At 71.4% G+C, this 26,226-nt stretch carries 24 protein-coding genes; 8 read left to right on the forward strand and 16 right to left on the reverse strand.

Features of this window, described 5'->3' with window-relative positions; genetic code table 11:
* Nucleotides 1–91 precede the first annotated feature (91 nt).
* From otsB to DDW44_RS13810, 3 genes are all read right to left on the reverse strand, one after another.
* The gene (gene otsB, locus DDW44_RS13800) at nucleotides 92–943 is read right to left on the reverse strand and encodes a trehalose-phosphatase (protein WP_108906629.1); all 852 of its coding nucleotides are present in this window, start codon (nucleotides 941–943) and stop codon (nucleotides 92–94) included.
* Nucleotides 944–1,004: 61 nt separating this feature from the next.
* Nucleotides 1,005–1,271, reverse strand: coding sequence for a DUF3263 domain-containing protein (locus DDW44_RS13805; protein ID WP_017946004.1), 267 nt, complete (start codon nucleotides 1,269–1,271; stop codon nucleotides 1,005–1,007).
* Nucleotides 1,272–1,568: 297 nt separating this feature from the next.
* Nucleotides 1,569–2,846, reverse strand: coding sequence for an ABC transporter substrate-binding protein (locus DDW44_RS13810; protein WP_108906630.1), 1,278 nt, complete (start codon nucleotides 2,844–2,846; stop codon nucleotides 1,569–1,571).
* 199 nt (nucleotides 2,847–3,045) lie between these two features.
* Here DDW44_RS13810 and DDW44_RS13815 point away from each other — a divergent pair, with 199 nt between their 5' ends.
* The 3 genes from DDW44_RS13815 (at nucleotide 3,046) to DDW44_RS13825 (ending at nucleotide 6,179) form a co-directional block, all read left to right on the forward strand.
* Nucleotides 3,046–3,996: an ROK family protein gene (locus DDW44_RS13815; RefSeq protein ID WP_108906631.1), complete on the forward strand. Its 951-nt coding sequence runs from the start codon at nucleotides 3,046–3,048 to the stop codon at nucleotides 3,994–3,996.
* Nucleotides 3,996–5,132, forward strand: a complete 1,137-nt coding sequence (nagA, locus tag DDW44_RS13820) for an N-acetylglucosamine-6-phosphate deacetylase (protein WP_108906632.1) — start codon at nucleotides 3,996–3,998, stop codon at nucleotides 5,130–5,132. The genes DDW44_RS13815 and nagA overlap by 1 nt, the downstream gene beginning before the upstream one ends.
* Before the next feature lie 120 nt (nucleotides 5,133–5,252).
* Entirely contained in the window at nucleotides 5,253–6,179 is a 927-nt protein-coding gene (locus DDW44_RS13825; protein WP_108906633.1) for a 1-phosphofructokinase family hexose kinase, read from the forward strand.
* Between the two features lie 246 nt (nucleotides 6,180–6,425).
* Here DDW44_RS13825 and DDW44_RS13830 read toward each other — a convergent pair whose 3' ends face one another.
* The gene (locus DDW44_RS13830) at nucleotides 6,426–7,394 is read right to left on the reverse strand and encodes a carbohydrate-binding protein (protein ID WP_027731991.1); all 969 of its coding nucleotides are present in this window, start codon (nucleotides 7,392–7,394) and stop codon (nucleotides 6,426–6,428) included.
* 111 nt (nucleotides 7,395–7,505) lie between these two features.
* The gene (gene cdgB, locus DDW44_RS13835; RefSeq protein WP_108906634.1) at nucleotides 7,506–9,257 is read right to left on the reverse strand and encodes a diguanylate cyclase CdgB; all 1,752 of its coding nucleotides are present in this window, start codon (nucleotides 9,255–9,257) and stop codon (nucleotides 7,506–7,508) included.
* Between the two features lie 466 nt (nucleotides 9,258–9,723).
* Here cdgB and DDW44_RS13840 point away from each other — a divergent pair, with 466 nt between their 5' ends.
* Nucleotides 9,724–10,287, forward strand: a complete 564-nt coding sequence (locus DDW44_RS13840; protein WP_170812113.1) for a flavin reductase family protein — start codon at nucleotides 9,724–9,726, stop codon at nucleotides 10,285–10,287.
* A 405-nt stretch (nucleotides 10,288–10,692) separates the two neighbouring features.
* On the opposite strand, the gene arfB is transcribed toward DDW44_RS13840, so the two are convergent.
* Complete coding sequence (arfB, locus tag DDW44_RS13845) at nucleotides 10,693–11,127, reverse strand: alternative ribosome rescue aminoacyl-tRNA hydrolase ArfB (protein ID WP_026164980.1); 435 nt, start codon at nucleotides 11,125–11,127, stop codon at nucleotides 10,693–10,695.
* Nucleotides 11,128–11,274: 147 nt separating this feature from the next.
* Between arfB and DDW44_RS13850 the strand changes: the two genes are divergently transcribed.
* On the forward strand, nucleotides 11,275–11,850 hold the full coding sequence (locus tag DDW44_RS13850; RefSeq protein ID WP_017945995.1) for a TerD family protein: 576 nt from the start codon (nucleotides 11,275–11,277) through the stop codon (nucleotides 11,848–11,850).
* A gap of 278 nt (nucleotides 11,851–12,128) precedes the next feature.
* Here the strand turns inward: DDW44_RS13850 and DDW44_RS13855 are convergent, their stop codons facing one another.
* Nucleotides 12,129–13,532, reverse strand: coding sequence for a M1 family metallopeptidase (locus tag DDW44_RS13855; RefSeq protein WP_108906635.1), 1,404 nt, complete (start codon nucleotides 13,530–13,532; stop codon nucleotides 12,129–12,131).
* Nucleotides 13,533–13,842: 310 nt separating this feature from the next.
* Between DDW44_RS13855 and DDW44_RS13860 the strand changes: the two genes are divergently transcribed.
* Nucleotides 13,843–14,343 (forward strand): hypothetical protein, encoded by a 501-nt coding sequence (locus tag DDW44_RS13860; RefSeq protein ID WP_108906636.1) that lies wholly within the window; start codon nucleotides 13,843–13,845, stop codon nucleotides 14,341–14,343.
* A 138-nt stretch (nucleotides 14,344–14,481) separates the two neighbouring features.
* Here the strand turns inward: DDW44_RS13860 and DDW44_RS13865 are convergent, their stop codons facing one another.
* Nucleotides 14,482–15,159 carry a pentapeptide repeat-containing protein gene (locus DDW44_RS13865; protein ID WP_108906637.1) on the reverse strand — a complete coding sequence of 226 codons (678 nt, stop codon included), beginning with the start codon at nucleotides 15,157–15,159 and terminating at the stop codon, nucleotides 14,482–14,484.
* 195 nt (nucleotides 15,160–15,354) lie between these two features.
* Nucleotides 15,355–16,191, reverse strand: a complete 837-nt coding sequence (locus DDW44_RS13870) for an alpha/beta fold hydrolase (protein WP_244224029.1) — start codon at nucleotides 16,189–16,191, stop codon at nucleotides 15,355–15,357.
* A 241-nt stretch (nucleotides 16,192–16,432) separates the two neighbouring features.
* Here DDW44_RS13870 and DDW44_RS13875 point away from each other — a divergent pair, with 241 nt between their 5' ends.
* Both DDW44_RS13875 and DDW44_RS13880 read left to right on the forward strand, forming a co-directional pair.
* Entirely contained in the window at nucleotides 16,433–17,827 is a 1,395-nt protein-coding gene (locus DDW44_RS13875) for an NAD(P)/FAD-dependent oxidoreductase (protein WP_108906639.1), read from the forward strand.
* Nucleotides 17,828–18,324: 497 nt separating this feature from the next.
* Nucleotides 18,325–18,693 carry a hypothetical protein gene (locus tag DDW44_RS13880; protein ID WP_108906640.1) on the forward strand — a complete coding sequence of 123 codons (369 nt, stop codon included), beginning with the start codon at nucleotides 18,325–18,327 and terminating at the stop codon, nucleotides 18,691–18,693.
* 469 nt (nucleotides 18,694–19,162) lie between these two features.
* Here the strand turns inward: DDW44_RS13880 and DDW44_RS13890 are convergent, their stop codons facing one another.
* From DDW44_RS13890 to DDW44_RS13920, 7 genes are all read right to left on the reverse strand, one after another.
* Nucleotides 19,163–19,585, reverse strand: a complete 423-nt coding sequence (locus tag DDW44_RS13890; protein WP_244224030.1) for an SMI1/KNR4 family protein — start codon at nucleotides 19,583–19,585, stop codon at nucleotides 19,163–19,165.
* Between the two features lie 1,030 nt (nucleotides 19,586–20,615).
* A complete protein-coding gene (locus DDW44_RS13900) occupies nucleotides 20,616–21,440 on the reverse strand; it encodes a M23 family metallopeptidase (protein WP_208647959.1) in 825 nt (274 codons plus the stop codon).
* A 103-nt stretch (nucleotides 21,441–21,543) separates the two neighbouring features.
* The gene (locus tag DDW44_RS13905) at nucleotides 21,544–21,984 is read right to left on the reverse strand and encodes a hypothetical protein (RefSeq protein WP_108906643.1); all 441 of its coding nucleotides are present in this window, start codon (nucleotides 21,982–21,984) and stop codon (nucleotides 21,544–21,546) included.
* A complete protein-coding gene (locus DDW44_RS13910; RefSeq protein WP_108906644.1) occupies nucleotides 21,984–23,444 on the reverse strand; it encodes a phytoene desaturase family protein in 1,461 nt (486 codons plus the stop codon). The genes DDW44_RS13905 and DDW44_RS13910 overlap by 1 nt, the downstream gene beginning before the upstream one ends.
* Nucleotides 23,441–25,162, reverse strand: a complete 1,722-nt coding sequence (locus tag DDW44_RS13915; RefSeq protein ID WP_108906645.1) for an ABC transporter ATP-binding protein — start codon at nucleotides 25,160–25,162, stop codon at nucleotides 23,441–23,443. The genes DDW44_RS13910 and DDW44_RS13915 overlap by 4 nt, the downstream gene beginning before the upstream one ends.
* Nucleotides 25,159–25,338, reverse strand: coding sequence for a hypothetical protein (locus DDW44_RS31660; protein WP_146207015.1), 180 nt, complete (start codon nucleotides 25,336–25,338; stop codon nucleotides 25,159–25,161). The genes DDW44_RS13915 and DDW44_RS31660 overlap by 4 nt, the downstream gene beginning before the upstream one ends.
* Nucleotides 25,339–25,385: 47 nt before the next feature.
* Entirely contained in the window at nucleotides 25,386–26,147 is a 762-nt protein-coding gene (locus DDW44_RS13920) for a class I SAM-dependent DNA methyltransferase (RefSeq protein ID WP_108906646.1), read from the reverse strand.
* Between the last annotated feature and the right edge of the window lie 79 nt (nucleotides 26,148–26,226).

The raw sequence follows: 26,226 nt of genomic DNA on the forward strand, positions 1-26,226 counted from the left end.
AACGCGGCCAGCCGCGAACGGGAGCATTCCCGATCGCCGCCTCCGCCGCGGCCTTCCGCGTTCCCGCGTTCGCGACCAGTCGCGAAAGCCCCTAGGCGCGGCCCTCGATGCGGTCCGCGAGGGCGGAGAGGAACGCCACGACGGCAGCGGGGCCGGGCAGCGGGAGGTCGGCGCGCTCGGCGAGTTCGGGAACCTCGCCGCCGCTGCAGAGGAGCAGTCCGGGCACCCCGTCGGAGCGGAGCTTCTCCACGGCGGCGAAGGCGGCCAGATCACCGAGGTCGTCGCCCGCGTAGACGACCGCGGTGGCGTTCACCTCGCGGACGTACTCGGCGAGCGCGATGCCCTTGTCGACGCCCGGCGGACGTACCTCGAGAACGAGACGGCCCGGCTCGACGATCAGCCCGTGACGCGCGGCCAGATCGGCGATCGGTTCACGCAGCGTCTCGAAAGCGGACTGCGGGTCCTCGGCGCGGCGGGTGTGCACGGCGACCGCGCGGCCCTTCTCCTCGACCCAGGTGCCCCGCCATACGCCCATCGAGTCGAGAAGGCCGGGCAGCTCGGCCCGTACCGCGGCGACGCCCGGGTGCTCGGGCTGGGCCTGGACGTTGCCGCTGACGGCGTCCCACCGCTCGGCGCCGTAGTGCCCCAGGACGACGAGGTGCTCCAGCCCCTCGACCCCGGCGAACCCGCCGTACCGGACGGCGACGCCGGCCGGCCTGCCGGTCACCACGACGACGGACCGCACCTGCGGCGCGAGCCGGGCCAGCGCGGGAACCGTCGCGGGATGCGCCCTCGCCTGCTCGGGGTCCGGGACGATCTCCGCCAATGTCCCGTCGAAGTCCAGCGCGACCACACTTCCGGCCGGCCGTTCGAGAACCGCGGCGAGCCCCTCACGGCCGGCGGCGGTGGTCGGTTCCGGCAGTGCGTGCGAGTAGCTGCCCATGTGCCGACCCTATCGACGCGGGCCCCGCTCAGCTACGGCGCGCGGCGATCTCCCCGGCGCGTCACCGGAGCGACCGCTGCGTTTCCCGGACGCGCCGCAGACGGTTCACCGTCACCGGGTCGTGGGCGAGCGCGTGCGGGTCGTCCAGGAGGGCGTTGAGGAGTTGGTAGTAGCGGGTGGGGGAGATGCCGAGTTCCTCGCGTATCGCCCGCTCCTTGGCGCCGGGCCCGGACCACGACGCCCGCTCGAAGGCGAGCACGGCGCGGTCCCGCCCGGAGAGGTCGTCGGCACCGTCGCGGTGGTCGCGGTGGTCGCGGTCGTCGGTCATATCAGCAACATAACCGTCCCCCCGGACAGCGCGGCGCCGTCCGGCGAACGGATGAATCCGGCCAAGTCCCTCCACGCCGGGCGCACGCCCGCGCACCCGGCCGAGCCGGACGGCCGCGCCCCCGCGCCCGCCCGACCGACCGGTGCCGTGCGGATGCCCGGCGGACGCCCACCGGAGACCGTCCGGACCGCAACCCGCCCCGCCCCGCCATACCGGTCCGCACCACACCGAACCAGACCGAACCAGCCCGCGGGCAGTCCCCACGAGGCCGCACTCGCCACGCCGCACTACTCAGCGCTACTCAGCGGCCGCTTCGCTCTCCGCCCGCGCCGCGTCGCTGGCGATCCGTTTCAGCACCGCCGCCGGGTCGCCCTGCGGCGCGACCGCCTCGCCGATGTTCCGCTTCACGCTCGCGCTGACCTTCGCCCAGGACATCTCACCGGACGGGTAGAGCTCGGACGTCGGCAGCGCCTCGAGGAACTTCCACAGCCGCCTGTGCTTGCCGTCGGCCGCCATCGCCTCGCTCGCGCTCACCGTCACGGGGAGGATGTCGTAGCGGCCGGAGAACTCCAGGACGTTCTCGTCGCGGTAGGCGAAGTCGAGGAAGCGGCCGATCTCCTTGCGGTGGCCGTTCTGCCGGAACGCCATCATCCAGTCGGCCACGCCCATCGAGGCCCGGGCCCTGCCGTCCACGCCGGGCATCGGGACCATCCCGACCTTGATGCCCCTCTGCTCGGCCTGCCGCATCAGCGTGGGGTGGCCGCTGAGCATGCCGACCTCGCCGCGTGTGAACGCCTCGAAGGCCTGGGCGCGGTCCAGCTTCCCGGGCTCGACGGGTCCGGTGAGCCCGGGGGTGACGAGGTTGTCCCTCAGCCAGGTGAACGTGCTGACGTTCGACTCGGAATCGATCGCGTAGAAGCCGCCGTTGCGGTCGCGGTAGCCGCCGCCCCCGCTCAGCATCCAGATCATCGCCTCGGCCTGGGACTCCTCCGAGCCGAGCGGCAGGGCGAAGGGGTACGTCACCCCGCGGGCCTTCAGCCGCTCCGCCGCGGCGCGGAGCTGCGACCAGTTCTCCGGCGCCCCGACGCCGGCGTCGGCGAACAGGTCCTCGTTGAAGAACAGCAGCCTGGTGCTGGCGGCGAACGGCAGACCGTACTGCACCTGTTCGGTCTGGCCGGCCTCACTGAGTTCGGGCAGGAAGTTGGCCTGGGTGGGGATGGTGACGAGTTCGTCGACGCGGTACAGCCTGCCCTGGTCCGCGTAGTCGGCGTACGCGCCGATCTGGGCGATGTCCGGGGCGTTGCCGTCGGCCACCATCTCGGCGACCTCCCGGTCGACGTCCTTCCAGGAGTGGACCCGGACGTCGACCGTGATTCCGGCGTTGCCCGCCTCGAACCGGTCCGCGAGCTCGTCCCAGTACTTCTGCGAGGAGTTCTCCGCGCCGTTCCCGTAGTCGGCGGCGACCAGCCGAAGGGTCACCTCGTCCGCCTCCCCGGCGCCGCCGCACCCCGCCAGGGCGATCGTCGTACCGAGTGCGGCCACCGCCGCCACCAGAGAGATGTAGCGCCGCTGCACGCCCTGTCCCCCACCTCGTCGCTCTTGATCCTTACGGCTAGAGGTCTACACCACTTGGCAGGCAATTGCGAAACGAACCGGTCACCGCCGTGCGGCGACCCGCGATCACCCGCGACCGCCCGCGACTGCCCGCCGGCCGACCCCCGACCGCCCGAGTAGTGGACTAGACCTTTTCGGGTCCGGCGGCGAGACTGTACGCGTGAGACACGTCATCGCCCTCGATGTGGGCGGCACCGGGATGAAGGCCGCCCTCGTCGGGGCGGACGGCACTCTGCTGCACGAATCCCGCCGGGCGACCGGCAGGGAGCACGGGCCGGAGGCCGTCGTCGAGGCCATCCTCGGCTTCGCCGCCGAACTGCGCGCCCACGGCGAGGAGCGCTACGGGCAGAGCGCCGCGGCGGCCGGCGTCGCGGTGCCCGGCATCGTCGACACCGCGAACGGCGTCGCCGTCTACGCGGCCAACCTCGGCTGGCGCGACGTCCCGCTGCGCGCGCTGCTCGGCGAACGGCTCGGCGGGGTGCCGGTCGCCCTCGGCCACGACGTCCGCACGGGCGGGCTCGCGGAGGGCCGCATCGGGGCGGGCCGCGGCACGGACCGGTTCCTGTTCGTCCCGCTCGGCACGGGCATCGCCGGGGCCATCGGCATCGGCGGCACGATCGAGGAGGGCGCACACGGCTGCGCCGGCGAGATCGGCCATGTCGTCGTCCGGCCCGGCGGCCCGGAGTGCGGCTGCGGCCGGCGTGGCTGCCTGGAGACCCTCGCGTCCGCGTCCGCCGTCTCCCGCGCCTGGGCGGCCGCCAGCGGCGACCCGGAGGCGGACGCCGCCGACTGCGCCAAGGCCGTCGCCTCCGGGGACGAGACCGCCGCACGCGTCTGGCGGGAAGCCGTCGACGCCCTCGCCGACGGGCTGGTGACCGCGCTCACCCTGCTGGACCCCCGCAGGCTGATCATCGGCGGCGGCCTCGCGGAGGCGGGGGAAACCCTGTTCGCACCGCTGCGGGCCGCGGTGCGGGCACGCGTCACCTTCCAGACGCCGCCCTCGATCGTCCCGGCGGCCCTCGGGGACGCCGCCGGCTGCCTCGGCGCCGGGCTCCTCGCCTGGGACCTGCTCGCCACATCCGACACACTCACCACGGAGGTAACCGGCTGATGGCCGACCGGATGGTTCTCACAGGCGCCCGGGTGGTGCTGCCCACCGGGGTCGTCGAGAACGGGCGGGTGACCGTCGAGGGGACCCGGATCGGCGGGCACGCCCCCTCCGACGCACCCTCCGTCGACCTGTCCGGCCACTGGCTGGTCCCCGGCTTCGTGGACATGCACAACCACGGCGGCGGAGGGGCCTCGTTCACCTCCGGGTCGGCCGAGGACGTGCTCACCGGCGTGCGCACCCACCACGAGCACGGCACGACCACGATGGTCGCCTCCACCGTGACCGGCGACATGGACTTCCTCACCCACCGCGCCGGGTTCCTCTCCGAACTGGTGGAGCAGGGCGATCTGGCCGGCATCCACTTCGAGGGCCCCTTCATCTCGCCCTGCCGCAAGGGCGCGCACAGCGGGGAACTGCTGCGCGACCCCGACCCGGCGGAGGTGCGCAAGCTGCTCGACGCCTCCCGCGGCACCGCGCGGATGGTCACCCTCGCCACCGAACTGCCCGGCGGCATCGAGTCCGTACGGCTGCTCGCCGAGCACGGCGTGATCGCCGCGATCGGCCACACGAACGCCACCTACGAGCAGACCGTCGAGGCGATCGACGCGGGCGCCACGGTCGCCACGCACCTCTTCAACGCCATGCCCGCCCTCGGCCACCGGGCCCCCGGGCCGATCGCCGCGCTGCTGGAGGACGAGCGGGTCACCGTCGAACTGATCAACGACGGTACGCATCTGCACCCGGCCGCCCTGGAGCTGGCCTTCCACCGCGCGGGCGCGGCCCGGGTCGCGTTCATCACGGACGCGATGGACGCGGCGGGCTTCGGCGACGGCGTCTACCACCTGGGGCCACTGGCGGTCGAGGTCAGGGAGGGCGTCGCCCGGCTCGTGGAGGGCGGCTCGATCGCCGGCTCCACGCTCACCCTGGACACCGCGTTCCGCCGGGCCGCGACCGTCGACGCGCTGCCCGTCGAGGACATCGTCCGGGCGATCTCCACGAACCCGGCCCGGTTGCTGGGCCTCCACGACAGGGTGGGCTCGATCGAGGCCGGCAAGGACGCCGATCTCGTCGTGCTCGACGCCGACTTCACGCTGAGGGGTGTGATGCGCAAGGGCGCGTGGGTCGTCGAGCCGTAGCGCGGCGGTAGCGCGGCGAGCCGGGTCGGTTGGCCTACGGGGGGCTGGGCCAACCGCCCGGTTCTTTGGCATGATCAGGACCCGTCCGGCTAGGCGAACGCGAGCTCAGGGGGTGTCACGGTGATCCTCACGGTCACGCTGAACACCGCCCTCGACCTGACCTACCGCGTCCCCGCCCTCGTCCCGCACGGCTCCCACCGGGTCACCGAGGTCGACGAACGCCCCGGCGGCAAGGGACTGAACGTCGCACGGGTGCTGGGGGCGCTCGGCCACGAGGCGGTCGTCACCGGTCTCGCGGGCGGCCCCAACGGCGAGACCCTGCGCGACCGGCTGGCCGGGCTCCCCGTGCGCGACGCGCTCGTGCCGGTCGCGGGGAACACCCGGCGCACCCTCGCGGTGGTCGACGCCGCGACCGGCGACACCACCCAGTTCAACGAGCCGGGCCCGACCGTCACGCCCGAGGAATGGGCCGCGTTCCTCACCACGTACGAGTCGCTGCTGCGCGAGGCCGAAGCGGTCGCGCTGTGCGGCAGCCTCCCGCCGGGCATCCACGTCGGAGCCTATGCCGAGCTGGTGCGCAGGGCGCGCGCCGCCGGGGTGCCGGCGCTGCTGGACACCAGCGGCGAGCCGCTGCGCAGGGGCATCGCCGCCCGCCCCGACCTGGTCAAACCGAACGCCGACGAGCTGGCCCAGCTCACCGGCTCCCGTGAGCCACTGCGCGCCACGCACGCCGCCCGCCGCCGCGGCGCCCGCACGGTGGTCTCCTCCCTCGGCCCCGAGGGCATCCTCGCCGCCACACCGGAGGGCATCTGGCAGGCCACCCCGCCCGGGAAGGTCCTCGGCAACCCCACCGGTGCGGGCGACTCGGCCGTGGCCGGGCTGCTCTCGGGCCTCGTCGACGCCCTCCCCTGGCCGGACCGCCTCGTCCGCGCCGCGGCACTCGCCACGGCCACCGTCCTCGCTCCGACGGCCGGCGACTTCGACCGCGCCTCCTACGAGGACCTGCTCCCCAGGATCACGGTGACGGAGCACGCCCCGGCGGCGTGACGTCCCCCGGGGCCTCCCGGCTCGGGGCGGCTCCGGGTTCGCCGAACGGCTCCGGGCCGGGCTGAGCTGGGCTCCACGACACCGCTCCAGGTGCCGCGACACCGCCCCGGGCTCCGACGCCATCGATCCGGGCTCCGACGCCATCGGTCCGGGCTCCGCCAGGCCGGCTCCGGGCTCCGCGACACGGGCTCCCGGCTCCGGGCTCGGGCAGGCCGGCTCCCGGCTCCGGCAGGCCGGCTCCCCCGGTCAGCCCTTGGACTGACCGGCCTCCAGCCACACCTGGTCGAGCAGGGCGTCGCACTGGTCACCCTGCTCGCACGAGATCTTCAGCGTGTTCGACCCCTCTTGGAGGTTCACGTACGCGTAGGTGCGCGTCCAGCCCTTCTCCCAGTCACCCTTCTTGGCCTGGGCGAAGTTGGACATGTTGATCGACCGCGGCTGGGCGTCGTTGATCGTCAGGGAGGTCTTGGCGTCCTTGCCCGGCACGCTGTACGTGACGAACAGCGTGTACGCACCGTCGGCCGGGATGTCCACGGTCCAGCTGGCCGAGCCCCCGGTCCCGTTGAAGGCCACATACGCGCCGTCCGCGCCCTTGGCGCCCTTGACGTCCTTCGCCAGTGCGGCGGGCGCGCCGAGGCGCAGCGTCGCGGCGTCCTGCTTCGGCAGCTCGGCGGGCTTGTCCTCGTCGTCCTTCGAGGGCTCGTCGCTCGGGCCGGCCTCGTCGGCGGGAGCGGTGTTGTTCCCGTCGGCCTGAGGGGTCTCGGTCTTGTCGTCGCCACCCGTCATCAGCGCCGCGGTGATGCCGACCACCACCACGGCGACCACCGCGACGGCGCCGATGAGCAGGCCCTTGGTGTTCGGCCCGCGGCCCCTGCCGCCACCGCCGCCGGAGGGCGCCGGGACCTGGCGGGTCGGGGCGCCGCCGGGGTAGGTCTCGGGTGCCGCGTACTGGGGGCTGGGCTGCTGCCCGTACTGCTGCTGGTGCGGGACCTGGCCGTACTGCTGGGCGGTCTGCTGCTGCCCGTACTGGCGCTGGCCGACCGTTCTGACCTGGTTGTACGACGTCCTGGGCACACCCGGCTGGGCGGCCGGACCGGGGTAGCCGTAGCCGCCCTGGCGGGGAGTCGAGGTGCCCGCCCGCTGTCCGTCCGCGTACAGGTAGCCGAACGGATCGTCGTCCTCGGGCGTGCTCGCGCCGTTGTTCCCGGCCGTCATCCCTGGGTCACTCCTATCCTTGCTCGCCAGCCGTCGCCGACCGGCCGAGCCTACCCCCTCCGGGCTACTCCAAGGACGGTGCTCGGGGCCCGGACGGTTCCGCCGTTTCCGCTATCCGGCGCGTCTGTGCACCTTGGCCCGGGAGCGCTTCTCGATGTACATCCGCTGGTCGGCGGACTGCAGCACCTCTTCGACGGACATGCCGCAGACCGCCCAGCCGATCCCGAAGCTCGCCCCGACGCGGACCGCCCGTCCGTCCACCCGGATCGGCGGAATGATCGCGTTCCGCAGGCGAACGGCCAGGTCGGCGGCGTCGGCGGCACCGAGGCCGTCGGCGAGGACGACGAATTCGTCACCTCCGAGCCGGGCGACGGTGTCCCCGTCCCGCACACCGGTGGTGAGCCGGCGCGCGACCTCGATGAGGACGGCGTCGCCGGTGTTGTGCCCGAAGCGGTCGTTGATCGACTTGAAGCCGTCCAGGTCGCAGAAGAGCACCGCCAGGCCCTTCGTACCGTCGTCGGCCTCACCGTCCACGGCGGGCGCGACGGCATGGACGTGGTGGTCGTACGGGATGGCCGGCCGGTCGAAGTCGAACCCGTCGGCGTGGAAGCCCCCCTCGATGTCGCCGTCCTCGAATCCACCCGCGTAGCCGTTCTCGCCGTGACCCGCGTAGCCGTTCTCACCGAAGACCGCGTCGGCGTAGTCGCCGTATCCCCCGTAGCCGCCGGACGGGTGGTCCCGCACGTCCAGGGTCCGGCCCGCCTCCTGCCGCGCGCCCTGGGGACGCCCGCACAGCCGGGCGCTGAGCCGGGCGCGCAGTTCGGCGTTGTTGGGCAGCCCGGTCAGCGCGTCGTGGCTGGCCCGGTGCGCGAGGTGCAGCTCGTGCCGCTTGCGCTCCTCGATGTCCTCGACGTGCGTGAGGAGAAAGCGGGGGCCGTCGGTGGTGTCGGCGACGACGGAGTTGCGCAGCGAGACCCAGACGTAGGTGCCGTCGCGGCGGCCGAGGCGCAGCTCGGCACGGCCGCCCTCGGCGGAGGTCCGCAGCAGTGTGCCGATGTCCTCCGGGTGGACGAGATCGGCGAAGGAGTATCGGCGCATCGCCGACGCGGGGCGGCCGAGCAGCCGGCAGAGTGCGTCGTTGGCGCGGAGCAGCCGGCCGTGCTGGTCACCGCCCATCTCCGCGATGGCCATGCCGCTCGGCGCGTACTCGAACGCCTGCCGGAACGACTCCTCGCTGGCGCGCAGGGCCTGCTGCTCACGCTCCAGGCGGACCAGGGCGCGCTGCATGTTTGCTCGGAGCCGGGCGTTGCTGATCGCAATCGCCGACTGTGACGCGTACATCTGGAGCGCTTCCTGGCCCCAGGCACCCGGACGGCGTCCGTTGCGGGGTTTGTCGACCGAGATGACGCCGAGCAGTTCGCGGCCGCCGCCCGAGGCGTACATCGGCGCATAGAGCCGGTCCTGGGGGTGCCACTCGCCCTCGAAGCGCGGCTCGGGGCCTTCCGTGTACCACTGCGGAACGTCGTCCTCCAGCAGCACCCAGCCCTCGGTGTGCGGTATGAAGCGCAGTTCGCCCCAGGCCTCGCCCATGCCGAGCCGGCGCTCCCAGGAGGTCCGGGAGCCGACCCGTCCGGTGATCAGGGCTTCCGCCGCGGTGTTGCCGGCGAAGGCGGCCACGACGAGATCCCCGTCGGGGCGGACGAGGTTGACGCACGCCAGCTCGTACCCGAGTCCGGCCACGATGCCGTCGGCGACGGTCTGCAGCGTGTCCGCCAGACTGCGGGCCGTGTTGAGGTTGGCCACGACCTGATGCAGCTGCCTCAGGGTCGCAAGACGGACGTACGGCTCCGACTCGGTCTCCATCGCTCGCTCTCCCCGAGACCTCGAACAGCTGACTCCAGGTTCCTCGTCGACTTCACTGGTGCACCCGTTTGGTGCAGTGTCCCCGCCACTGAATCACAGCGAGCTGCCCACTCGGTACACAGGGTCAACAAATACCCGGCTCTGTGACTCAAGTCACAACAGATGATGATGGGGACGCCCAGGCCGTGAAGGGTGTTCCGCCCTTCCTGAACGCAAATCCGGGCGGGGCCGCACGGGACCGGGCTGGAATCCGGCGCGACCGGACCGGAATCCGGCGGGGCCGGGCGGGAATCGACGTGAATCCAGCGGGAATCCGGCGGGATCGCCCAGCTCCGGCGGGATCGCCCAGCCAAACGGGCGGAACCCGGCCGGCGGTCGCGGTGGCGGGCCCCCGCCCGGAGTCCTAGGACCCGGCTGGTCCTCTGGCCCGATGCGGCGGAACACGGGCCGGGGCTAGCGTGCGGCCGTGCCGCAGACGAGTCCCACCCCCAGTGCCGCGACCATCCCCCATGCTGAGGGGGTGAGCGACGACGAGTTCCGTGCCGCGATGTCCCGGCTGGCCGCCGGAGTGGTGCTGATCACGGCCCATGAACCGCCCCTGGCGGAGGACGGCCCGCGCGGGGACGACGTCGGCATGACGGCGACGGCGTTCATGTCCGTCTCGCTCGACCCTCCGCTGGTGCTGGTGAGCCTGCGCAACGGCTCGCGCATGGACGACCTGCTGGCCGAACAGCCCATGTGGGGCGCGTCGGTGCTCTCCGAGAGCCAGCGGCACATCGCGGGCCGGTTCTCCATGAAGGGACGCATCAGCGACCGGCTCCTCTTCGAGGACACCGCGTACACCCGCGGGGAGCTGTGCGGCGCGCCGCTGATGGGCGGCGCGCTGGCGGTCCTCGAATGCCGAACCGAGCAGCGCGTCGAGGCGGGCGACCACACCCTCGTGATCGGCCGCGTCCTGAAGGCGGGACTCCCCAGCGCGGACGGCGGCCCACTGACCTACTTCCGCGGGCGCTACCGGCACCTCGGCTGACACCCGGCGACCGCGAGCCGCGGTCCGCCGGAGCGGAACCGCAGCGGAACCGGAGAGGAACCGGGGCGCAGAGCGCCGGAGCCGAACCAGGGCGCAGAGCGCCGGAGCCGAACCAGGGCGCAGAGCGCCGGAGCCGAACCGGGGAGCGGAACGCCGGAGCCGAACCGGGGAGCGGAACGCCGGTCCGGGCGCCGGGGAACGTGGCCGGGGCCGGGCGCCGAGCACCGGGCGACATTGCGGAAAGGGCGTCAGGGCACCGGGCCGGGAAGCGGAAGGTCCGGTCCGACGGGCCGAGGGCGGTGACTGCGGTCGGGCCGGCCTGCGGGCGGAACGGCCGTCCGGAATCCGCGCGGCGACACTCCGCGCGGCGACGGACCCGGCCGCCGCCCTGGGATCACCCTCGGATCACCAGTCGCGGGCGTTGCGGCCGCGCTTGGTCTCCCCCCGGCGCTTCTTCTCGCGCAGACGGCGCTCGTTGATGCCGCGGGGGACCTTCGTGGGCCGGCGGGGCCGCGCCGGCGGGGCTGTGGCCTCCGCGAGGAGCGCCGCCAGACGTACCGCCGCCGCCTCCCGGTTGCGCCACTGGGAGCGGTGCTCCGACGCCCGGACGCTGATCACACCGTCGTTCAGCCGGGACGCGAGGCGCTCCAGCGCCCTCGCCTTCCACACGGCCGGCAGTGCCTCCGTCGCCGCCAGGTCGAAGCGCAGCTCCACCCGGGAGTCGCTCGTGTTGACGTGCTGGCCGCCGGGACCCGACGACCGCGAGAAACGCCACATGAGCTCGGCCTCCGGCAGGGAGACCGAGCCGCGAACGACATAGGGCCCGGACATACGTCCCATCGTCGCGTCCGCGGGCGAGTCGCGTCACCTTCTTTTCACCGACGGCGGGAACCTGGTGGCACTCCGTCCGCGTTAGGGACGGTGACGGTAGCTTCGGAACCCACGAAGCACGACCGCACTGCACTCGACCAGGAAAGGGACCTCCTCATGGCCGTAAGCCTGTCCAAGGGCGGCAACGTCTCGCTCACCAAGGAGGCACCGGGCCTGACCGCCGTCACGGTGGGCCTCGGCTGGGACGTCCGTACCACCACCGGCACCGACTTCGACCTCGACGCATCCGCGATCGCGGTCAACGGCGGCGGGAGGGTCGTCTCCGACGGCCACTTCGTCTTCTTCAACAACAAGTCGACGCCGGACCAGTCCATCGTCCACACCGGCGACAACCGCACCGGCGAGGGCGGCGGTGACGACGAGCAGATCAACGTCAACCTGTCCGGGCTCGCCGCCGACGTCGAGAAGATCGTCTTCCCGGTGTCCATCTACGACGCCGAGAACCGCAGCCAGAACTTCGGTCAGGTGCGCAACGCCTACATCCGTATCGTGAACCAGGCCGGCGGCACCGAGATCGCCCGCTACGACCTGAGCGAGGACGCCGCCACCGAGACCGCGATGGTCTTCGGCGAGCTGTACCGCAACGGCTCGGAATGGAAGTTCCGCGCGGTCGGCCAGGGTTACGCATCGGGCCTGGTCGGCATCGCCCAGGACTTCGGCGTCAACGTCTGACCTACGCGCCCCGAAGGTCCCGGCCGCCGTCCCGGCCGGGACCTTCGGCATATCCGCCGGCATCGGGGAAGGCTCCTGCGACAACCGCCCCCGCGCCCGCCCCCGCCACGAACACACACACACGACCACGACCAGGGAACGACGGACAGCGACAGGGCACGACGCGGCCCAACGGAGTACGGCGGGGCACGACGCGGCCCACCGGAGCACGGCGGGGCACGACGCGGCCCACCGGAGCACGGCGGGGCACGGCAGGGCATGGCGGGTTACGGCCGGTGCTACGGCTTCGCGGGTCTGCCGTCGCCATGGAGCCAGACGTCCCACACCTCCGTCAGGTCCTCGCCGGTCTTCTCCTCCACATGGGCGGTGAAGTCCTCGGTGGACGCGTTGCCGTGGCGATGCTCCTGCGCCCAGCTCTTCAGCAGTCCGAAGAAGGCCGCGTCGCCGACGGCCTGCCGGATCTTGTGGAGGACCATCGCGCCGCGCCCGTACACCGGCGCGCCCAGCAGGTCGTCCTTCGGCGGTTCGGACGGCGGGAAGGCCCAGTTGCCGTCGTCCTCGAACTCCTTCTCGAAACGCTCCTGCGCCGGGACGCCCCTGAACTCCTCGTCGTACAGCCACTCCGCGTAGGTCGCGAAGGCTTCGTTCAGCCACACGTCCTGCCACGTCTTCGGCGATACCGAGTTGCCGTACCACTGGTGGGCCAGCTCGTGGACGAGGAACTCCTCGTTGAAGGCACCGGCCGGGTAGACGGGCCGCGTCTGCGTCTCCAGCGCGTAGTCCACGTCGTCCGCGCGTTCGACGATCGCCCCGGTGGACGAGAAGGGGTAGGGGCCGAAGGTCTTCTGCGCCCACTCCAGTACCTCGGGGATACGGGCGCGCATCTTCTCGCTCCGCGCCGCGACGGTCCGGTCCACGGCGGTGAACTCGGGGACCCCTCCGGCGGGGCGTGAGGTCTTCACGTCGTACTCGCCGATGCCCACGGTCGCGAGATAGCTCGACATCGGCTCGGGCGCGTGCCATGCGAAGGCGGTCCTGCTGCCGCCGGCCGCGGGCCGCTGGGACCTGAGCTCCCCGTTGGAGACCGCGGTCAGCCCCTTCGGCACGGTCACGGTGATGTCGTAGGCGGCCTTGTCGCTCGGATGGTGGTTGCCGGGGAACCACGCCATCGAGCCCTGCGGCTCACCCAGCGCGATGGCCCCGTCCTCGGTCCTCAGCCAGCCCTCCTCGGAGCCGTCCGGGTCGGTGACGCTCTTCGGGCTGCCGGAGTACCGGACCACGGTCCGGAAGGTGCTGCCGTCGCGGATGACCTCGCGCGGGCGGACGGTGAGTTCGTCGCCCGCGCGGTCGGTCCCGGCCGGGACCCCGTCCACGGTCACACCGTCGACGGCCAGACCGTGCAGATCGAGGTTGAAGGCGCTGAGGTCCTGGGTGGCGCGGGCGGTGAGGGTCGCGGTGCCGCTGAGCCGGTTGGGCTTCGGCTCGTAGTCGAGGTCGAGGCCGTAGTGCTGTACGTCGTATCCGCCGTTGCCCAGCCCGGGGAAGTACGGATCGCGCAGCCCCTCCGCTCCGGGTGTGCCGCCGGTGCCGGTGCCGTCACCGCTCCTCGTGCATCCCGGGACGGTGAGTACGAGCAGGGCGGCGACGGGCGCCAGGGCACGGAGGAGGGATCGCTGGTCCACATGGCGATCCTATGTGCGGAATGTCCGACTCCGTCGGGCGGTGCGGCGATCTTCCGCACGTGCGGCACGGTGCCGGGCCCGGATCCCGGTCGATGAGCAGGTACACCGGGATGGCGGCCCGCGACGAGGGACGCGTAGGCGGGCGTATCGTCCTGGGACCCGTACGGCTCATGCGCGGGAACGGGCCGTGCCACGGCGGACCTCCTTCGCGCGGAGCGACACTCCCAGCCCGGAGTGCGGGCTCACCAGGAATCCGCCGACGTTCACCCGAACGTGCGAGCGAGCCTCTTCGCCGTGACACCATCGGACCGTGCTCGACATCGGCTACTCCCTCTCCCGGCGCTTCCCGGACCCTCCGCAGACCGACTACCGGACCGCGGACGTCCACGCCCTGCGTCACGACCTCTTCTGCGGCGACGTCTATCTCGCGGACACCAAGGCCGACCGTGAGGTGTCCACGGCGTGGGGATGGGTACCGGTGCTCGACTTCGCCTGGGCGCTGTGCGACATCGTGGAGCGGCTGGACCGGGACCCGAAGGGCAGCCGGGCCGCACAGCCGCAGTACGCGGAGATCGACTTCACCGAATCGACCGACCGCATGCTCTTCGAGCGCCGCTTCGGCTGGGTGGACGTGGAGGCCGACTGGATGCCCGGCGACGAGGCCCCGCTCACCTTCAACCACGGCGAACTCCGGCGGGAGGCACGGAACTTCCTGCACGACCTGATCGCCGACCTCACCGACATGCACGAGGAACTCGGCGGAAACCCCGTGCTCTGGGACCTCCAGGCACGCTTCCCGCGCCTGCCCTGAGCCGCCGGGGCCGCCTCCGCCCGGACCCCCGCCCGGAAACCCCCGCCCGAACCTCCGTCCACGCCTCGGCCCTCCACCCGCGCCGGAGCCCACCGCACCCGGAGCCACCGCGCGGCCCCGCCCCGCCCTCGCCCCCGTTCAGTCCTCCACACGCACCCCCAACTGCGCCGCGAACACCGGCGCCAGGTCCATCAGCTGGGCCGTGCTGATCACCGCACCCGACAGTCCTTCCACGCCCCCCGCGACATCGAGTTCGCTCACCCGGCGCAGATCCACGTCCCGCATCCGGGCACCGGCGAAGTCCGCCCGGCGCAGTACGCACTCGCGGAACTCGACCCGCTCCAGCCGCGCCGCCCCGAAATCGGGCTCGGACAGCACCACTCCCTCGAACACCACGTCGGTGAGCCGGGCGTCGCGCAGGTTCAGACAGTCGATCTTGCCGCCCCGCACCAGCACCCGCTCCAGTGCGGCGCCGTGCAGCTGCACCCCGCCCAGCCGCGCGTCCACGATCTCCGAGTCCCTCAGCGCGGCGCCCGCGAGATCCGTCCCCACCCCGCGCACGCCGCTCAGGACCGAGTCGACGAACCGCGCCCGTACCAGCGAGGTCCGCTCCAGCACACAGTCCCTCAGCGCGCAGTCCAGGAAGAGCGCGCCCGCGCCGTCCCCGCCCGACAGGTCCAGACCGGCCAGCTCCACACCGTCGTAGTCGCCGTCCGGCTCCAGCCCGCCGCCCTCGTGGGGGCGGAGGGGAGGCAGCCGCACCTCCGGCCGCCGTGCCGCCGCCACCCGCGTCTTCTTCCCGGTCCTCCGCACCATGGGGCCATGCTCGCGCACACCACTGACAGAGCCTGACACCACTGACAGAGCCTGACACCGCGGACAGGGCCCGACACCGCGGACGAGGAGGGCAGGCCGCCGTCGACCCGCCGACGCGGCGGACGGCGGGCCGGGCGCACCGCGCGCCCCGGCCCGGCGGACCGGCCGAGCGGACCGGCCGGGCGGCGGACCGGGTCAGTCCCGCAGGAACTCCACCAGGCTCGGTGCGAGCTTCCTGGGAGCCATCACCACGGCACCGTGGTTGAGGCCGTCGAGCGTACGGTGCTCCGCGTCGGGCAGCACCCCCGCCAGTGCCCGCGCGGCGCGCTGGAACCCCGTGGCGCTCTTGCCACCGCTGAGGACGAGCGTCCGTACCTTCGCGGCGGACCACACGCCCGCCTCCAGCGGCTTGCCCTGCTGGGTGTCGCCCATCACCGCGATGTCGTACGGCAGGGTGTGGGCCAGCGCCCTGAGGTTGGACCAGACGCCCGGCATGAACCGCATCAGCGCCACGACGAACCCCGGCATCCCCTGGGCCTCGGTCATGAAGTACTTCACCGCGTCGCCGCGCCGGCCCTGGGCGATCAACCCGTCGACGTGGCGCGCGAAGCCCGGCGGCGGCCCAAAACCGTCGTCGTCGACCACGAACGGCGGTTCGTACAGTGCGAGCCGCCGGATGCCCAGCCCCGCCGTGGCCGCACGCAGCGCCAGGACGGCCCCGGAGGAACTGCCGAACAGCGAGACCGGGCCCTCGGCCACGCCTATGAGCGCCGCGATGTCCTCCACCTCGCGCTCGACCGCGTAGTCCGCGCTGTCGCCGCTGGCGCCCCGGCCCCGGCGGTCATAGTTGATCACCGTGAGGTGCTGGGACAGCAGGCCGGCGAGCTTGGCGGCGTCGGACCGGTCGGCCAGCGCCGACGAGACCAGGAGCACCGCCGGACCACTGCCGGACCGCTCAAAGGCGATCCTGGTCCCGTCACTCGAAACGAGCGTCGACTTCACGGCCGCCGCGTTCGCACCGGTTGCAGGCATCCTCTTCGTCTCCGTTCCGTCGCCGACTCGTTCTGCCGGCGATAAGACCGCGGGGCGGTGCAGAACTCATCGGTCCGCCTCCCCGCGGCCTTCCCCCGGTCCTCCCCGCGGTCCTCCCCCGGTCCTCCCTGCGGCCCTCCCCGCACACGCCGCCGGGACCCCGCCGTATGCGCTCGGGGGCGTACCGACGTCCACCGCTCCCACCTGGACAGCCCCATGGGCACGGGTGTACGAACAGCCCATGACGAGCACGATCAACGGCGGCATCTCCTTCTGGTACGCGGACGACGGCATTCCCGCGCCGCGCGAACCCCTGCCGGGTGACACGACCGCCGACGTGTGCATCGTCGGCGGCGGATACACCGGGCTGTGGACGGCGTACTACCTCAAGAAGGCCGTCCCCTTCCTCGACATCACCGTGCTCGAGTCCAGGTTCTGCGGCTACGGGGCCTCGGGACGCAACGGCGGCTGGCTCTACAACGGCATCGCGGGCCGCGACCGCTACGCCCGGCTCCACGGCCACGACGCCGCCGTGCGTCTGCAGCAGGCCATGAACGACACCGTCGACGAGGTGATCCGCACCGCCGCGGAGGAGGGCATCGACGCCGGCATCCACCGGGGCGGCGTCCTCGAAGTCGCCTGCACCCCCGCCCAGCTCGCCCGCCTCAAGGCCTTCCACGCCACCGAGATCGCCTTCGGCGAGAAGGACCGCGAACTGTACGGCGCCCGCGAGACCGCCGAGCGCGTCCGCGTCGCCGGGGCCGTCGGCTCCGGCTGGACCCCGCACGGCGCCCGCCTGCACCCGGTCAGACTCCTCAAGGGACTCGCCGGCGCCGTAGAGGCACTCGGCGTCACCATCCACGAGTCCACCCCCGTCACGGAGATCAGGCCGAAGCACGCGGTCACCCCCTACGGCACCGTCCGGGCCCCCTACGTGCTGCGCTGCACCGAGGGCTTCACCGCCTCCCTGGCCGGCCAGCGCCGTACCTGGCTGCCCATGAACTCCTCCATGATCGTCACGGCGCCGCTGCCGGAGGAGGTCTGGGAGCGGATCGGGTGGACCGGCCGCGAGACCCTGGGCGACATGGCGCACGCCTACGTCTACGCCCAGCGCACCGCCGACGACCGCATCGCGCTCGGCGGCCGGGGCGTCCCCTACCGCTACGGCTCCCGCACCGACAACGACGGCAGCACCCAGGCCGCCACCGTCGAGGCCCTGCGGGGCGTGCTGTTCCGCTTCTTCCCGCAGCTCACCGGCACGGAGATCACCCACGCCTGGTCCGGCGTCCTCGGCGTCCCCCGCGACTGGTGCGCCACGGTCACCCTGGACCGCTCCACCGGACTCGGCTGGGCGGGCGGCTACGTCGGCTCCGGCGTGGCCGCCGCCAACCTCGCCGCCCGCACCCTCCGCGACCTCGTCCGGCAGGACTCCGGCCAGGCCGGCCCCACCGAACTCACGGCTCTCCCCTGGGTCGGCCACAAGGTCCGCAAGTGGGAACCCGAACCCCTCCGCTGGCTCGGCGTCCACACGCTCTACGCCGCCTACCGCCGGGCCGACCGCCGCGAACTCACCCACCACACGGCGGACACGGCACGCATCGCCGCACTGGCGAACCGGGTCTCGGGCCGCCACTGAGCGCAGCCCGGCGGCACCCGGGCGGAGGAGCAGCCGCGCGGCGCCCTGGGGGAGGAGCAGCCGGGCGGCGGACTACGGGCGGGCCCGGTTCGGCGCGACGCCGCTCGGCTTGGGTTCCACCGGGCCCGCCAGCGCGCCCTCGGCTCCGCATCCGGATCGGGTTGCCGTCCGCATCCCAGGCCCTCGCCGGCCGGCATGCGCGCCCGGTCCGGCACGCCCACTTCGCCGGTCCTTCCGGTTGAGCGACGGCCGGCCCGTCCCCGGCCTGAACGATTCGCCGCAACCGGGGCAACGGCCGGCGTCCGCCCCGCGGCCGCGACCGCGCCGCGGAGCTTCCGGGGGCGGTCGGGCTGCCCGCCTGCGCGCCCCTCGTGCTTCCTCGTCATTCGTTCCGGGCGTTTGCCCCGATGAGGAGGATTTTGGGGTGGTTCGGGCTGGCAGAGTGGCGGGCGCCGCGGGTCCCGGCAGGCGGGACCCCACAAGGCTTGAGGAGCAGGATGCGAGGCAAGAAGGCTCTCGGCGCGGGTGCGCTGGTGCTGGCCCTGATGTCGGGTGTCGGCTGGGCGCAGGCGGCGGACAGCAAGGCGCCGGCCGAGCCGCAGGCGGCCCCGGCCGCCCCGGCGGCGATCGACGGGTACCAGCTCGTCCGGCTGCCGAACCAGAACGTGCCGAACTTCCAGCGGCGGGTGGCCTACTGCCCGCCCGGGAAGGTGGCCATCAGCGGCGGCGCGGAGGCACAGGGCAGCGACGCGATCCTGGTCGGCTCGTTCCCGACCGACGACGGGCGTGGCTGGATCGGCCTCGGCCGCCAGAACCGGTTCGGCGACGTGGGAGTCTCGGTGTACGTGATCTGCGCGAACCGCTGACCCGCCGCTCCACCGCGCCCCGCCCCGTCCTCGGGTGCGGGGCGCGGTGCCGTACCGGGCCCGAACACCTCGGCGCACCGGTCCCGTCACCGGGCCGCGACGTCCGGCAGGGGGACCGGCCGGGGCACTCGCCGGATCGCCGGTGAGGGAGCGGGCGCCCATCGGGCGAGGGCTCCGGTGCCCCGCCGGTACCAGCGGCCGGCCGTGCCGATGCCGCCGGACGACGGTTCGGTCCGGCCCGGCCGGCAGCTCTGCGGGAAGAACCACAAAGCCGGTCGCCGCAGTTGCCTCCCCTGTCTCCCCCTGGTCACCTTCCCCTGTCTGGCCCGTGCCAGACGAGCGGGCGCTCCCCCCGGACGCGCGACCACCGTTCCATGCGAACGGGCCCCGGATAGAAGACCGAGCTGCCGGGGCCGATCATGTCGCCGCCCACGAGATAGCCGTGAAGCCATTCGGCGAAGCCCATCCGCTACTCGTGGAAATCCTGTTCGTCGCCATCACAGGTGAGGATTCGCCACGCGCCGGTGTCCGGCTCCCTCACGCTGAAGACATAGTCCCCCCGGTCGGTGTCGGCCAGGGGAATCATTCCCGCCGCGCCTCCGAACCGAGGCCCGGTCCTCTCGAATCCCCGGCAGGCGACGTCGTCGCGCCACGACGTGTCCCGGAACTCTTCGACGACCCTTTCGATGTATTCAGCCAGCCCTTCATCCGGGGACACCAGGTAGAGATGACCGTTCATCTGCACCGGAGCATGGGCGTCGACGACTGCCTTGTAGTCGTCGGGAAGGCCGGTCCCGAGGCGGGCCTCAAGGGCCCGCCACTGCCGCGCACTGCTCTCCGCGGGAGCGGTCGACTCGCCCAGCATGGCGAACACCGCCCTCAAGTAGTCCATGACACCCTCCACTACTTCCTCTGCGGGCAACGGGGCGCGCCAACCGCCGTTACGTTCCCGCCGCGTTGCACACAGCGCGGCCCCGCACCGACTGTGCGCATGAATCGCAGCAGACAGCGCGTCGCCGCCCCAACGCCTGGTTGGTACCGGCGGCCGCCATGTCGGCGTCGCCCCACGACGGATCGGCCCAGCCCGACGGGCGGTCCGGCAGCAGGGCAGTCCACCCCTTCGACGACGTCGCCGAAGGCGGTGCCCGCCTTCGAGCCGGTGGCATTCCCGCCGTCCGGCCGCATCCTTCCGCTCACCCGTCGCTCACGTCACCCACGTCGCTCTCGCAGGCCGTTCCGCACCGTCCCCACCGTGGGCCCCGTCGCGCCCCGCCGCGCCCCGTCGCACCCCGGACAGCAGAAACCCCAGGTCATGGAACATGTGACCTGGGGTTTCGCGGAGCCCCCTGTCGGATTCGAACCGACGACCTACGCATTACAAGGGCTTGCGCGATCACGACGGGGGGTTCTGGGTGGTGTTCGGCCGTCTGATTTTGCCTGGTCAGCGACGTTTGACCTGACGGTCGATCCATCCTGTGAGGGCCTGTGCTGCACCATCCGCTCACGCATCGCTCACGCAGGTCCGTGGGTCTGACGGCACCGGCGGCGGCCCCGGTCAAGCATCGCCGCCGTGCGCAGGCTCGAAGCGCGGCGGCGCGCCGACCTTGTCTGGTAGACCTCGGCGACTCGCCCAGCCTGCGGCTCGGGAGCTGTGCTGGTCCGGGCAGCCATGGACACGTCTGGCAAGTCGCCGAGCGCCTACCGAATGAGGAGCGGACGCGGGTTGCTGCTATGCGATGTTGTTCCAGTCGTACGGCCCTCCACCGCGCCATTCGATCAGCTCCGGGTCGTCGATGGCCCGGCCCTCGGAGGACATGCCTGCGTGCAGGAAGTCCAGCACCGTGCGGGCTGGCTGTCGGCAGTGGCCATGCGCTCGCCGTGTATCGACACGCGCAGTCCGGCGCGGACAGCAGGCATCACCACTATTGGGACTGGGGCTCAAGTGAGGTGAAGTAGACGGCGTCCTTGGGCACTCCGTTGTGTTCGGCGCCGTCGTCGTCCCGGTAGCGCCACTCGAAGGGCAGACCGTAGGCGGTTTCGGAGTCCGGGCCGCTCATGAGTTGGAAATGCAGGTGGGGTTCGGAGGAGTTGCCGGAGTTGCCGCATTCGGCGAGCTGCTGACCTGTGGTGACCCGGTCGCCCACGGCCACACGGAGGGAGCCACGCTTGAGATGCGCGAAACCCGCGTACACGCCCTCACCGAGATCGAGAATGATGTAGTTGCCCCACAGGTGGCGGGGCCAGCCCAGGCTGCGTACGAAGCCCTCCAGGTAGAGATAGACAAAGCCAGGCAGCGAAGTACGGGACAAATGATCGCGCTGACGGTCGGCGCTCGCTACGACAACGCCGTCGCCGGGGGCCAGAACAGGGCTACCGAAGGCGGGGTATTGCTGCGGACGGCTGCCGAGCGGCCAGAGCCAGCGGAATGCTGGCGTGGGCTCTGCGGCCGGGTGGTATGTCAGGTCTATGGCGTAGGTCTGCGCATGGCTGTGCGTGTGACTGGGGACCTTCGTGCCAGGGCCGTTGATGGCCCGCCAGCGTCCAGTGACGGGCACATCGACCGGGATCGGCGTCTGTCCTTGCGGCGGACGCTGATTGCGCCACAAACCCCAGCGCATCAACCCGCCGAATACCAGAAGGATGACCCCGGTGTACCACAGCGGCCCCAAGCCCTGACTGTTCACCAGGATGCAGAGCGCCCCGACCGCGATGAACAGGCCGTGGCGTTTCCACAGGGACGTCAGCAAGAGTGCACCTCGTTCATTGGATGTTGCGACGATTCACTGCTGGTTGGCGAGGGCTCTGCAGCGATGCCGACTTCGCAGAGCACTGCACGGCGGAGGGAAGGGGTCAGTTCTGGTTGATGGGCCACCAGGTGATGCTCTCCCACGGAGCGCATTCATTGGTGTTCTCCGTGCCCTTGCAGACCGTGAGGTATCCGGTGGTGGTGGGCCGATAAGCCTGGCGTGCGTCGACGTCGACGGTTCCGGGACCGCATATCTGGGCTTGCTTGCGGGTGGGTCCCGGAGCAAGGTCGAACACGAACCTTGTCCACAGCGAGTAGCAGTTGTCGCCGGTGTTGGAGAGCGTTCCGCTGAGTACCAGGTCGCGCGTGATGGCGGAGCTCCCTGACTCGGTCCACCGCTGTCCTGTCGCAGCGGCCGTTTCGAACTCGGTCGACCACTCGACGGTGCCGACTGATGTGTCTTCGCTCGCCGAGGCCGGGGCTGCGAGGGCTAACGCCAAGCCGGTGGCGGCGACCGCGGAGGCTACCCAGACACGTGTGCGCATTAGAAGGACTCCTGATTCTGCTTCGGGGACAGGTCGGGCGATGTCCGTACGCCGTGGTGGCGTCGGAGCGCAGAGAGCGCGGCAAAGTAGCCGCACATGCCGTGGACAGACGGGCCTGGCGGAGTTGAGGCCGAGCACAGGTACACGCCTGGCAGGGGGGTGGTGTACGGATCCCGGCGCAAGGCCGGGCGTGCCAGGGTCTGGCGCAGGGTCAGAGCGCCGCAGGCGATGTCCCCGCCGACGTAATTCGGGTTGTACGTCGCGTACTGGGCTGCCGACAGGCCGCGAGAGGCGATGATCGTGTCCGTGAACCCGGGGGCGTACTCCTCGATGCGTGCACGGATCGTCTTGACCGGATCGCGGGTGTCTCCGTTGGGCACGTGGGCGTATGCCCACACCGGACGTTTACGGCCGGAGGCTCGTGTCGGGTCGGTGACGGCCGGGTCGACGACCAGCATGAACGGATCGGGGATCCGTTGACCTGCGGCGGTGGCGTTCTCCTGTCTGACGATGTCGGCGTGTGTGCCGCCAAGGTGCACTGTGCCGGCCTGTCGCACGACGGGGTTGGTCCACGGGATGGGCTCGCTGACAAGGAAGTCGGCCTTGGCCGCGCCCGGGCCATAGCGGTAGCGGCGCAGAGCCTGGCGATACGCCGTGGGGAGTTGGTCGCCGGCGATGGCGAGGAATTCCTTTGGGCTCACGTCCAAAAGGACAAGGGGTACATTGCCCAGCTCCGCCAAGTCCTTGACGTGGTGGCCGGTGTGAATCGTGCCGCCGTGCGCGGTGATGTCGGCGACGAGTGCGTCGGCGATGCGGATGCTTCCGCCTTCCGGCAGTGGCCAGCCACTGGCGTGGGCGGTGTGGGCCAATAGCAGGGCTACAGCTGCCGACGCCAGCGAAGGCAGTCTTCCGACGGCATGGGCGGCCACGCCTGTCAGCAGGGCTCTGGCCTCCAAGGTCGTGAACGGTGTGCGCTTCGTGGCGTGTGCCAGAACCCGAGGGACCAGGAGCGCGGGCGTGAGAAGGTCGTGGGGCAGGGAGCGCTGATCGGAGAGAAACAGGTCGACCACAGTGGTGGACCGTTCCACAAGCGGGCCCAGCAAACGTGTCCAGCGACGCCCATCTGCACCGAGGTGCTCGGCGGTGCGGGCGATGCTCCGCCGGGCTGCCGCCACGTGGCCGCCAGGTAGGGGGTGGGCGTAGGGGATGTCGGGCTGGAGCAGGTGGACGCCGCGAGAAGGCAGGTCGAATGCCCGGAAGAACGCGGAGGCAGCAGCCATCGGGTGGACTGCCGAGCAGATGTCGTGGACGACGGCGCTATCGAACAGCGACGTCGAGCGCAGACCACCGCCAGGCGTGTCGGCCTGTTCGTGCAGGGCAACTTTGAGCCCGGCTCTGGCGAGGGTCACAGCGGCGGCGAGCCCGTTGGGACCCGTGCCCACGATCGCGGCGTCGGTCACCGGGCCCCTCCCCCGACAGGTGTCATCTGTCTGCTGGCGAGGCGTTGGTACGTCGTGTCGCCCTCCATCAGCTCGGTGTGAGTGCCGGTAGCACGCAACTTTCCGTCCTCGATCACGAGGATGCGGTCCGCGCCGATGGTGGTGGAGAGACGGTGGGCGATAGTGAGGACGAGGCACCGCGCACCGATGGCGGAGATGGCCTCGCGCAGCGCTGTCTCGGAGTCGGAGTCGAGGTGGGAGGTGGCTTCGTCCAGCAGCAGTACGTCCGGGCGGGTGAGCAGGGCGCGGGCGATAGCGAGGCGCTGCCGCTGCCCGCCGGACAGACCGATACCGGCCTCACCTAGGTGGGTGTCCAGGCCGTCCGGCAGAGCGCTGACGACGTCAGCGAGGTGGGCCGCAGCGATTACTTCGTCGATGTCCGCGGCAGTGGCCTCAGGGCGAGCGTAGGTGAGGTTCTCCCTGATGGTCCCGCGCATCAGGGGAGCGTCCTGCTCGACAAGGCCGATTCGGGACCGTAGCTCGTCCAGGCGCAGAGCACCTATGTCCGTGCCGGCCAGGCGGACCGTGCCTGCGTCGGGCACCTGGAAGCGCTCGATGAGCTGGAACAGGGTGGTCTTGCCTGCCCCGGAAGGACCCACGATCGCGGTTACGCCGGTGCGCGGCAGCGAGAACGACACACCGGTCAGGGCGGGCTCGGTGGTGTCGCTATAGGAGAACGTGACGTCTTTGAACTCGACGGCGGGCGTCTCCGCAACAGGTGTGGAGGCCGGAGCGCCTTCGGTGGACTCAGTCTCGATGCGGGCCAGGTCCTTGACCCGGTCGATGGCCGCCCGGCCCTGCTGGATCTCCCCAAGCGACATGAACAGCATCACCAGTGGGGACACCAGGTAAAAGAGGTACATGATGAACGCGGTGAGATCCTCGATGGGCAGAGCGCCCGTGGCTGTACGGGACATGCCCCAGGCGATGACCACGGCAAGGGACACTTGAGTACCGACGTTCATGGCGGGCATCAGCATCGCCGACAGGCGGGTGACGTGGATACCACTGGCCCGCGCGGCATTAGCCAGTTCTCCGATGCGTTCTGCTTCGCGCTCTTCGGCGCGGGAGGCTTTCACCGTGGTGAGGGCGCCCAGCACTCGTAAGAGCGCCGATCCGTAGTTGCTGGTGTCCTCGCGGTTCGTCACAGCAGCCTTGCGCACGGCTCGCGCCAAACCGAGCCCGATCACCGAGGCAGCTCCGAGGCAGCCGACGGTGGCCAGCAGCATCCGCCAGTCGAGCCATGCCATGACGCCAACGCAGCCGACGACCGTGGATCCGGAGGTGATCATCTGAGATACGGAAGAGGAGAGCGCGACGCGTGCCAAGGACGTGTCGGCGACCGTGCGAGTGAAGACGTCGCCATGTTCGAGCCGGTTGAAGGCGCGGATACGGGAGTGCAGCAGACGCCCGGTGAGGGTGCCCCGCATGTCGAAGACGATGTTCTCGCCGGCTCGCCCGATGAGATAGAAGTGAGTGGCGGCAAGCAGCGCGTCTGCGGCGAAGAGCCCCGCAAGGAGCAGGATCGGCCGCATGGTTGGCTCATCCACGGCTACCGCTTCGATCAAGTCGCCGATGAGTAATGGCTGCAGAAGCGTCGCAGCCGTTCCCAGCAGGCCCAGCAGGATGCCCGAGCCGAGCAACAGCCGATGGCGGCGGACGACGGCAGATACATTCACTGCCTGCTCCTGCCGAAGGCAATCGCGGCAATCGCGGCAATGCTGCCGCCGAAAATAAGGCTCTTGGCCCAACTGGCCCTGGTGATTTCACCGCTCTCGCGAAAGACGGTCAGCATGACCGGCACGGCGACGATGAAGGCGACGACGAACGACACTACTCGATTGGTTGTCACCATGATTCCCTTCCTGGTCGTGGCACGGAGACAGGCGGTTCAGCTCCGCCTCAAATGTCCTTCCGATAGGTAGTGAGGAACATCGGGTACTGGGACGTGTACGGGGACAACTGCCAGTCGGCATACCGGGCTTCGGGAGTGAGCCCGGCCACGACGGCGTAGGCGTCGACCTCATCCGGGGTGGTCAGACGGGCGAGTTCACTTCCCACGCGGGTGGTTCCATCGGCTTCGTACCAGACGTGGGAGCACTGCCAGAGATCAGTTCCAGGAGGGAGGGTCGAGTGCGTCTGGAGTCCCGTGCCAGGCTCTGGATACGGGGTGAACAGGGTTGTTCGCGCGAGGCCCTCGTGCATTGCCTCGACGGCTGGCCGGTTGCCGCTCTCGATCACCAGGCGACCCCCGGGCGCCAGGAGCCCGGCCGCCCGCTGTACAGCCTTTTGCTGGTCCTCTGGGGTCAGGAGCATGGACAGGACGCCGCAGACCGCGTACACGAGTGCGTAGGCGCGGTCGTCGTTGTAGGAGCGGATGTCTGCATGGACACCTGTGACGTCCGCGCTTCCGGGATCGTCGGCCAGCAGCGCCAGCATCTCCGGGGAGGAGTCGATACCGATGATGTGGCCGACCTTCTGAGAGAGCGGGATGGCGATGCGGCCGGTGCCCACGCCGAACTCCAGGGTGCCCTTCTCAGGGTCGGGATGGAGGCGGGCGAGCGTCTCCGCAGTGGTGACGGCGTTGGTGTCCTTGGGGAATAGGCGGTCGTACCAGCCGGCGAACTGCTTGCCGTAGCCGCTGTCGTCTATTTGATCATTCATCTACGTGTCTGTTCCTTACCGGGCTCCGCGGCGGCGGTCACACCGAGTCAGGGTGGCCCTGGAATGCGGCGCCCCGCGC

The sequence above is a fragment of the Streptomyces tirandamycinicus genome (assembly GCF_003097515.1).
GTDB classification, from domain to species: domain Bacteria; phylum Actinomycetota; class Actinomycetes; order Streptomycetales; family Streptomycetaceae; genus Streptomyces; species Streptomyces tirandamycinicus.

Bases quoted from the DNA above. Each gene is read 5' to 3' on its own strand.
- otsB (WP_108906629.1), bottom strand. From the start codon at position 943: ATGGGCAGCTACTCGCACGCACTGCCGGAACCGACCACCGCCGCCGGC.
- DDW44_RS13805 (WP_017946004.1), bottom strand. From the start codon at position 1,271: ATGACCGACGACCGCGACCACCGCGACCACCGCGACGGTGCCGACGAC.
- nagA (WP_108906632.1), top strand. From the start codon at position 3,996: ATGGCCGACCGGATGGTTCTCACAGGCGCCCGGGTGGTGCTGCCCACC.
- DDW44_RS13830 (WP_027731991.1), bottom strand. From the start codon at position 7,394: ATGACGGCCGGGAACAACGGCGCGAGCACGCCCGAGGACGACGATCCG.
- cdgB (WP_108906634.1), bottom strand. From the start codon at position 9,257: ATGGAGACCGAGTCGGAGCCGTACGTCCGTCTTGCGACCCTGAGGCAG.
- arfB (WP_026164980.1), bottom strand. From the start codon at position 11,127: ATGGGACGTATGTCCGGGCCCTATGTCGTTCGCGGCTCGGTCTCCCTG.
- DDW44_RS13850 (WP_017945995.1), top strand. From the start codon at position 11,275: ATGGCCGTAAGCCTGTCCAAGGGCGGCAACGTCTCGCTCACCAAGGAG.
- DDW44_RS13865 (WP_108906637.1), bottom strand. From the start codon at position 15,159: ATGGTGCGGAGGACCGGGAAGAAGACGCGGGTGGCGGCGGCACGGCGG.
- DDW44_RS13870 (WP_244224029.1), bottom strand. From the start codon at position 16,191: ATGCCTGCAACCGGTGCGAACGCGGCGGCCGTGAAGTCGACGCTCGTT.
- DDW44_RS13875 (WP_108906639.1), top strand. From the start codon at position 16,433: ATGACGAGCACGATCAACGGCGGCATCTCCTTCTGGTACGCGGACGAC.
- DDW44_RS13880 (WP_108906640.1), top strand. From the start codon at position 18,325: ATGCGAGGCAAGAAGGCTCTCGGCGCGGGTGCGCTGGTGCTGGCCCTG.
- DDW44_RS13890 (WP_244224030.1), bottom strand. From the start codon at position 19,585: ATGGACTACTTGAGGGCGGTGTTCGCCATGCTGGGCGAGTCGACCGCT.
- DDW44_RS13905 (WP_108906643.1), bottom strand. From the start codon at position 21,984: ATGCGCACACGTGTCTGGGTAGCCTCCGCGGTCGCCGCCACCGGCTTG.
- DDW44_RS31660 (WP_146207015.1), bottom strand. From the start codon at position 25,338: ATGGTGACAACCAATCGAGTAGTGTCGTTCGTCGTCGCCTTCATCGTC.
- DDW44_RS13920 (WP_108906646.1), bottom strand. From the start codon at position 26,147: ATGAATGATCAAATAGACGACAGCGGCTACGGCAAGCAGTTCGCCGGC.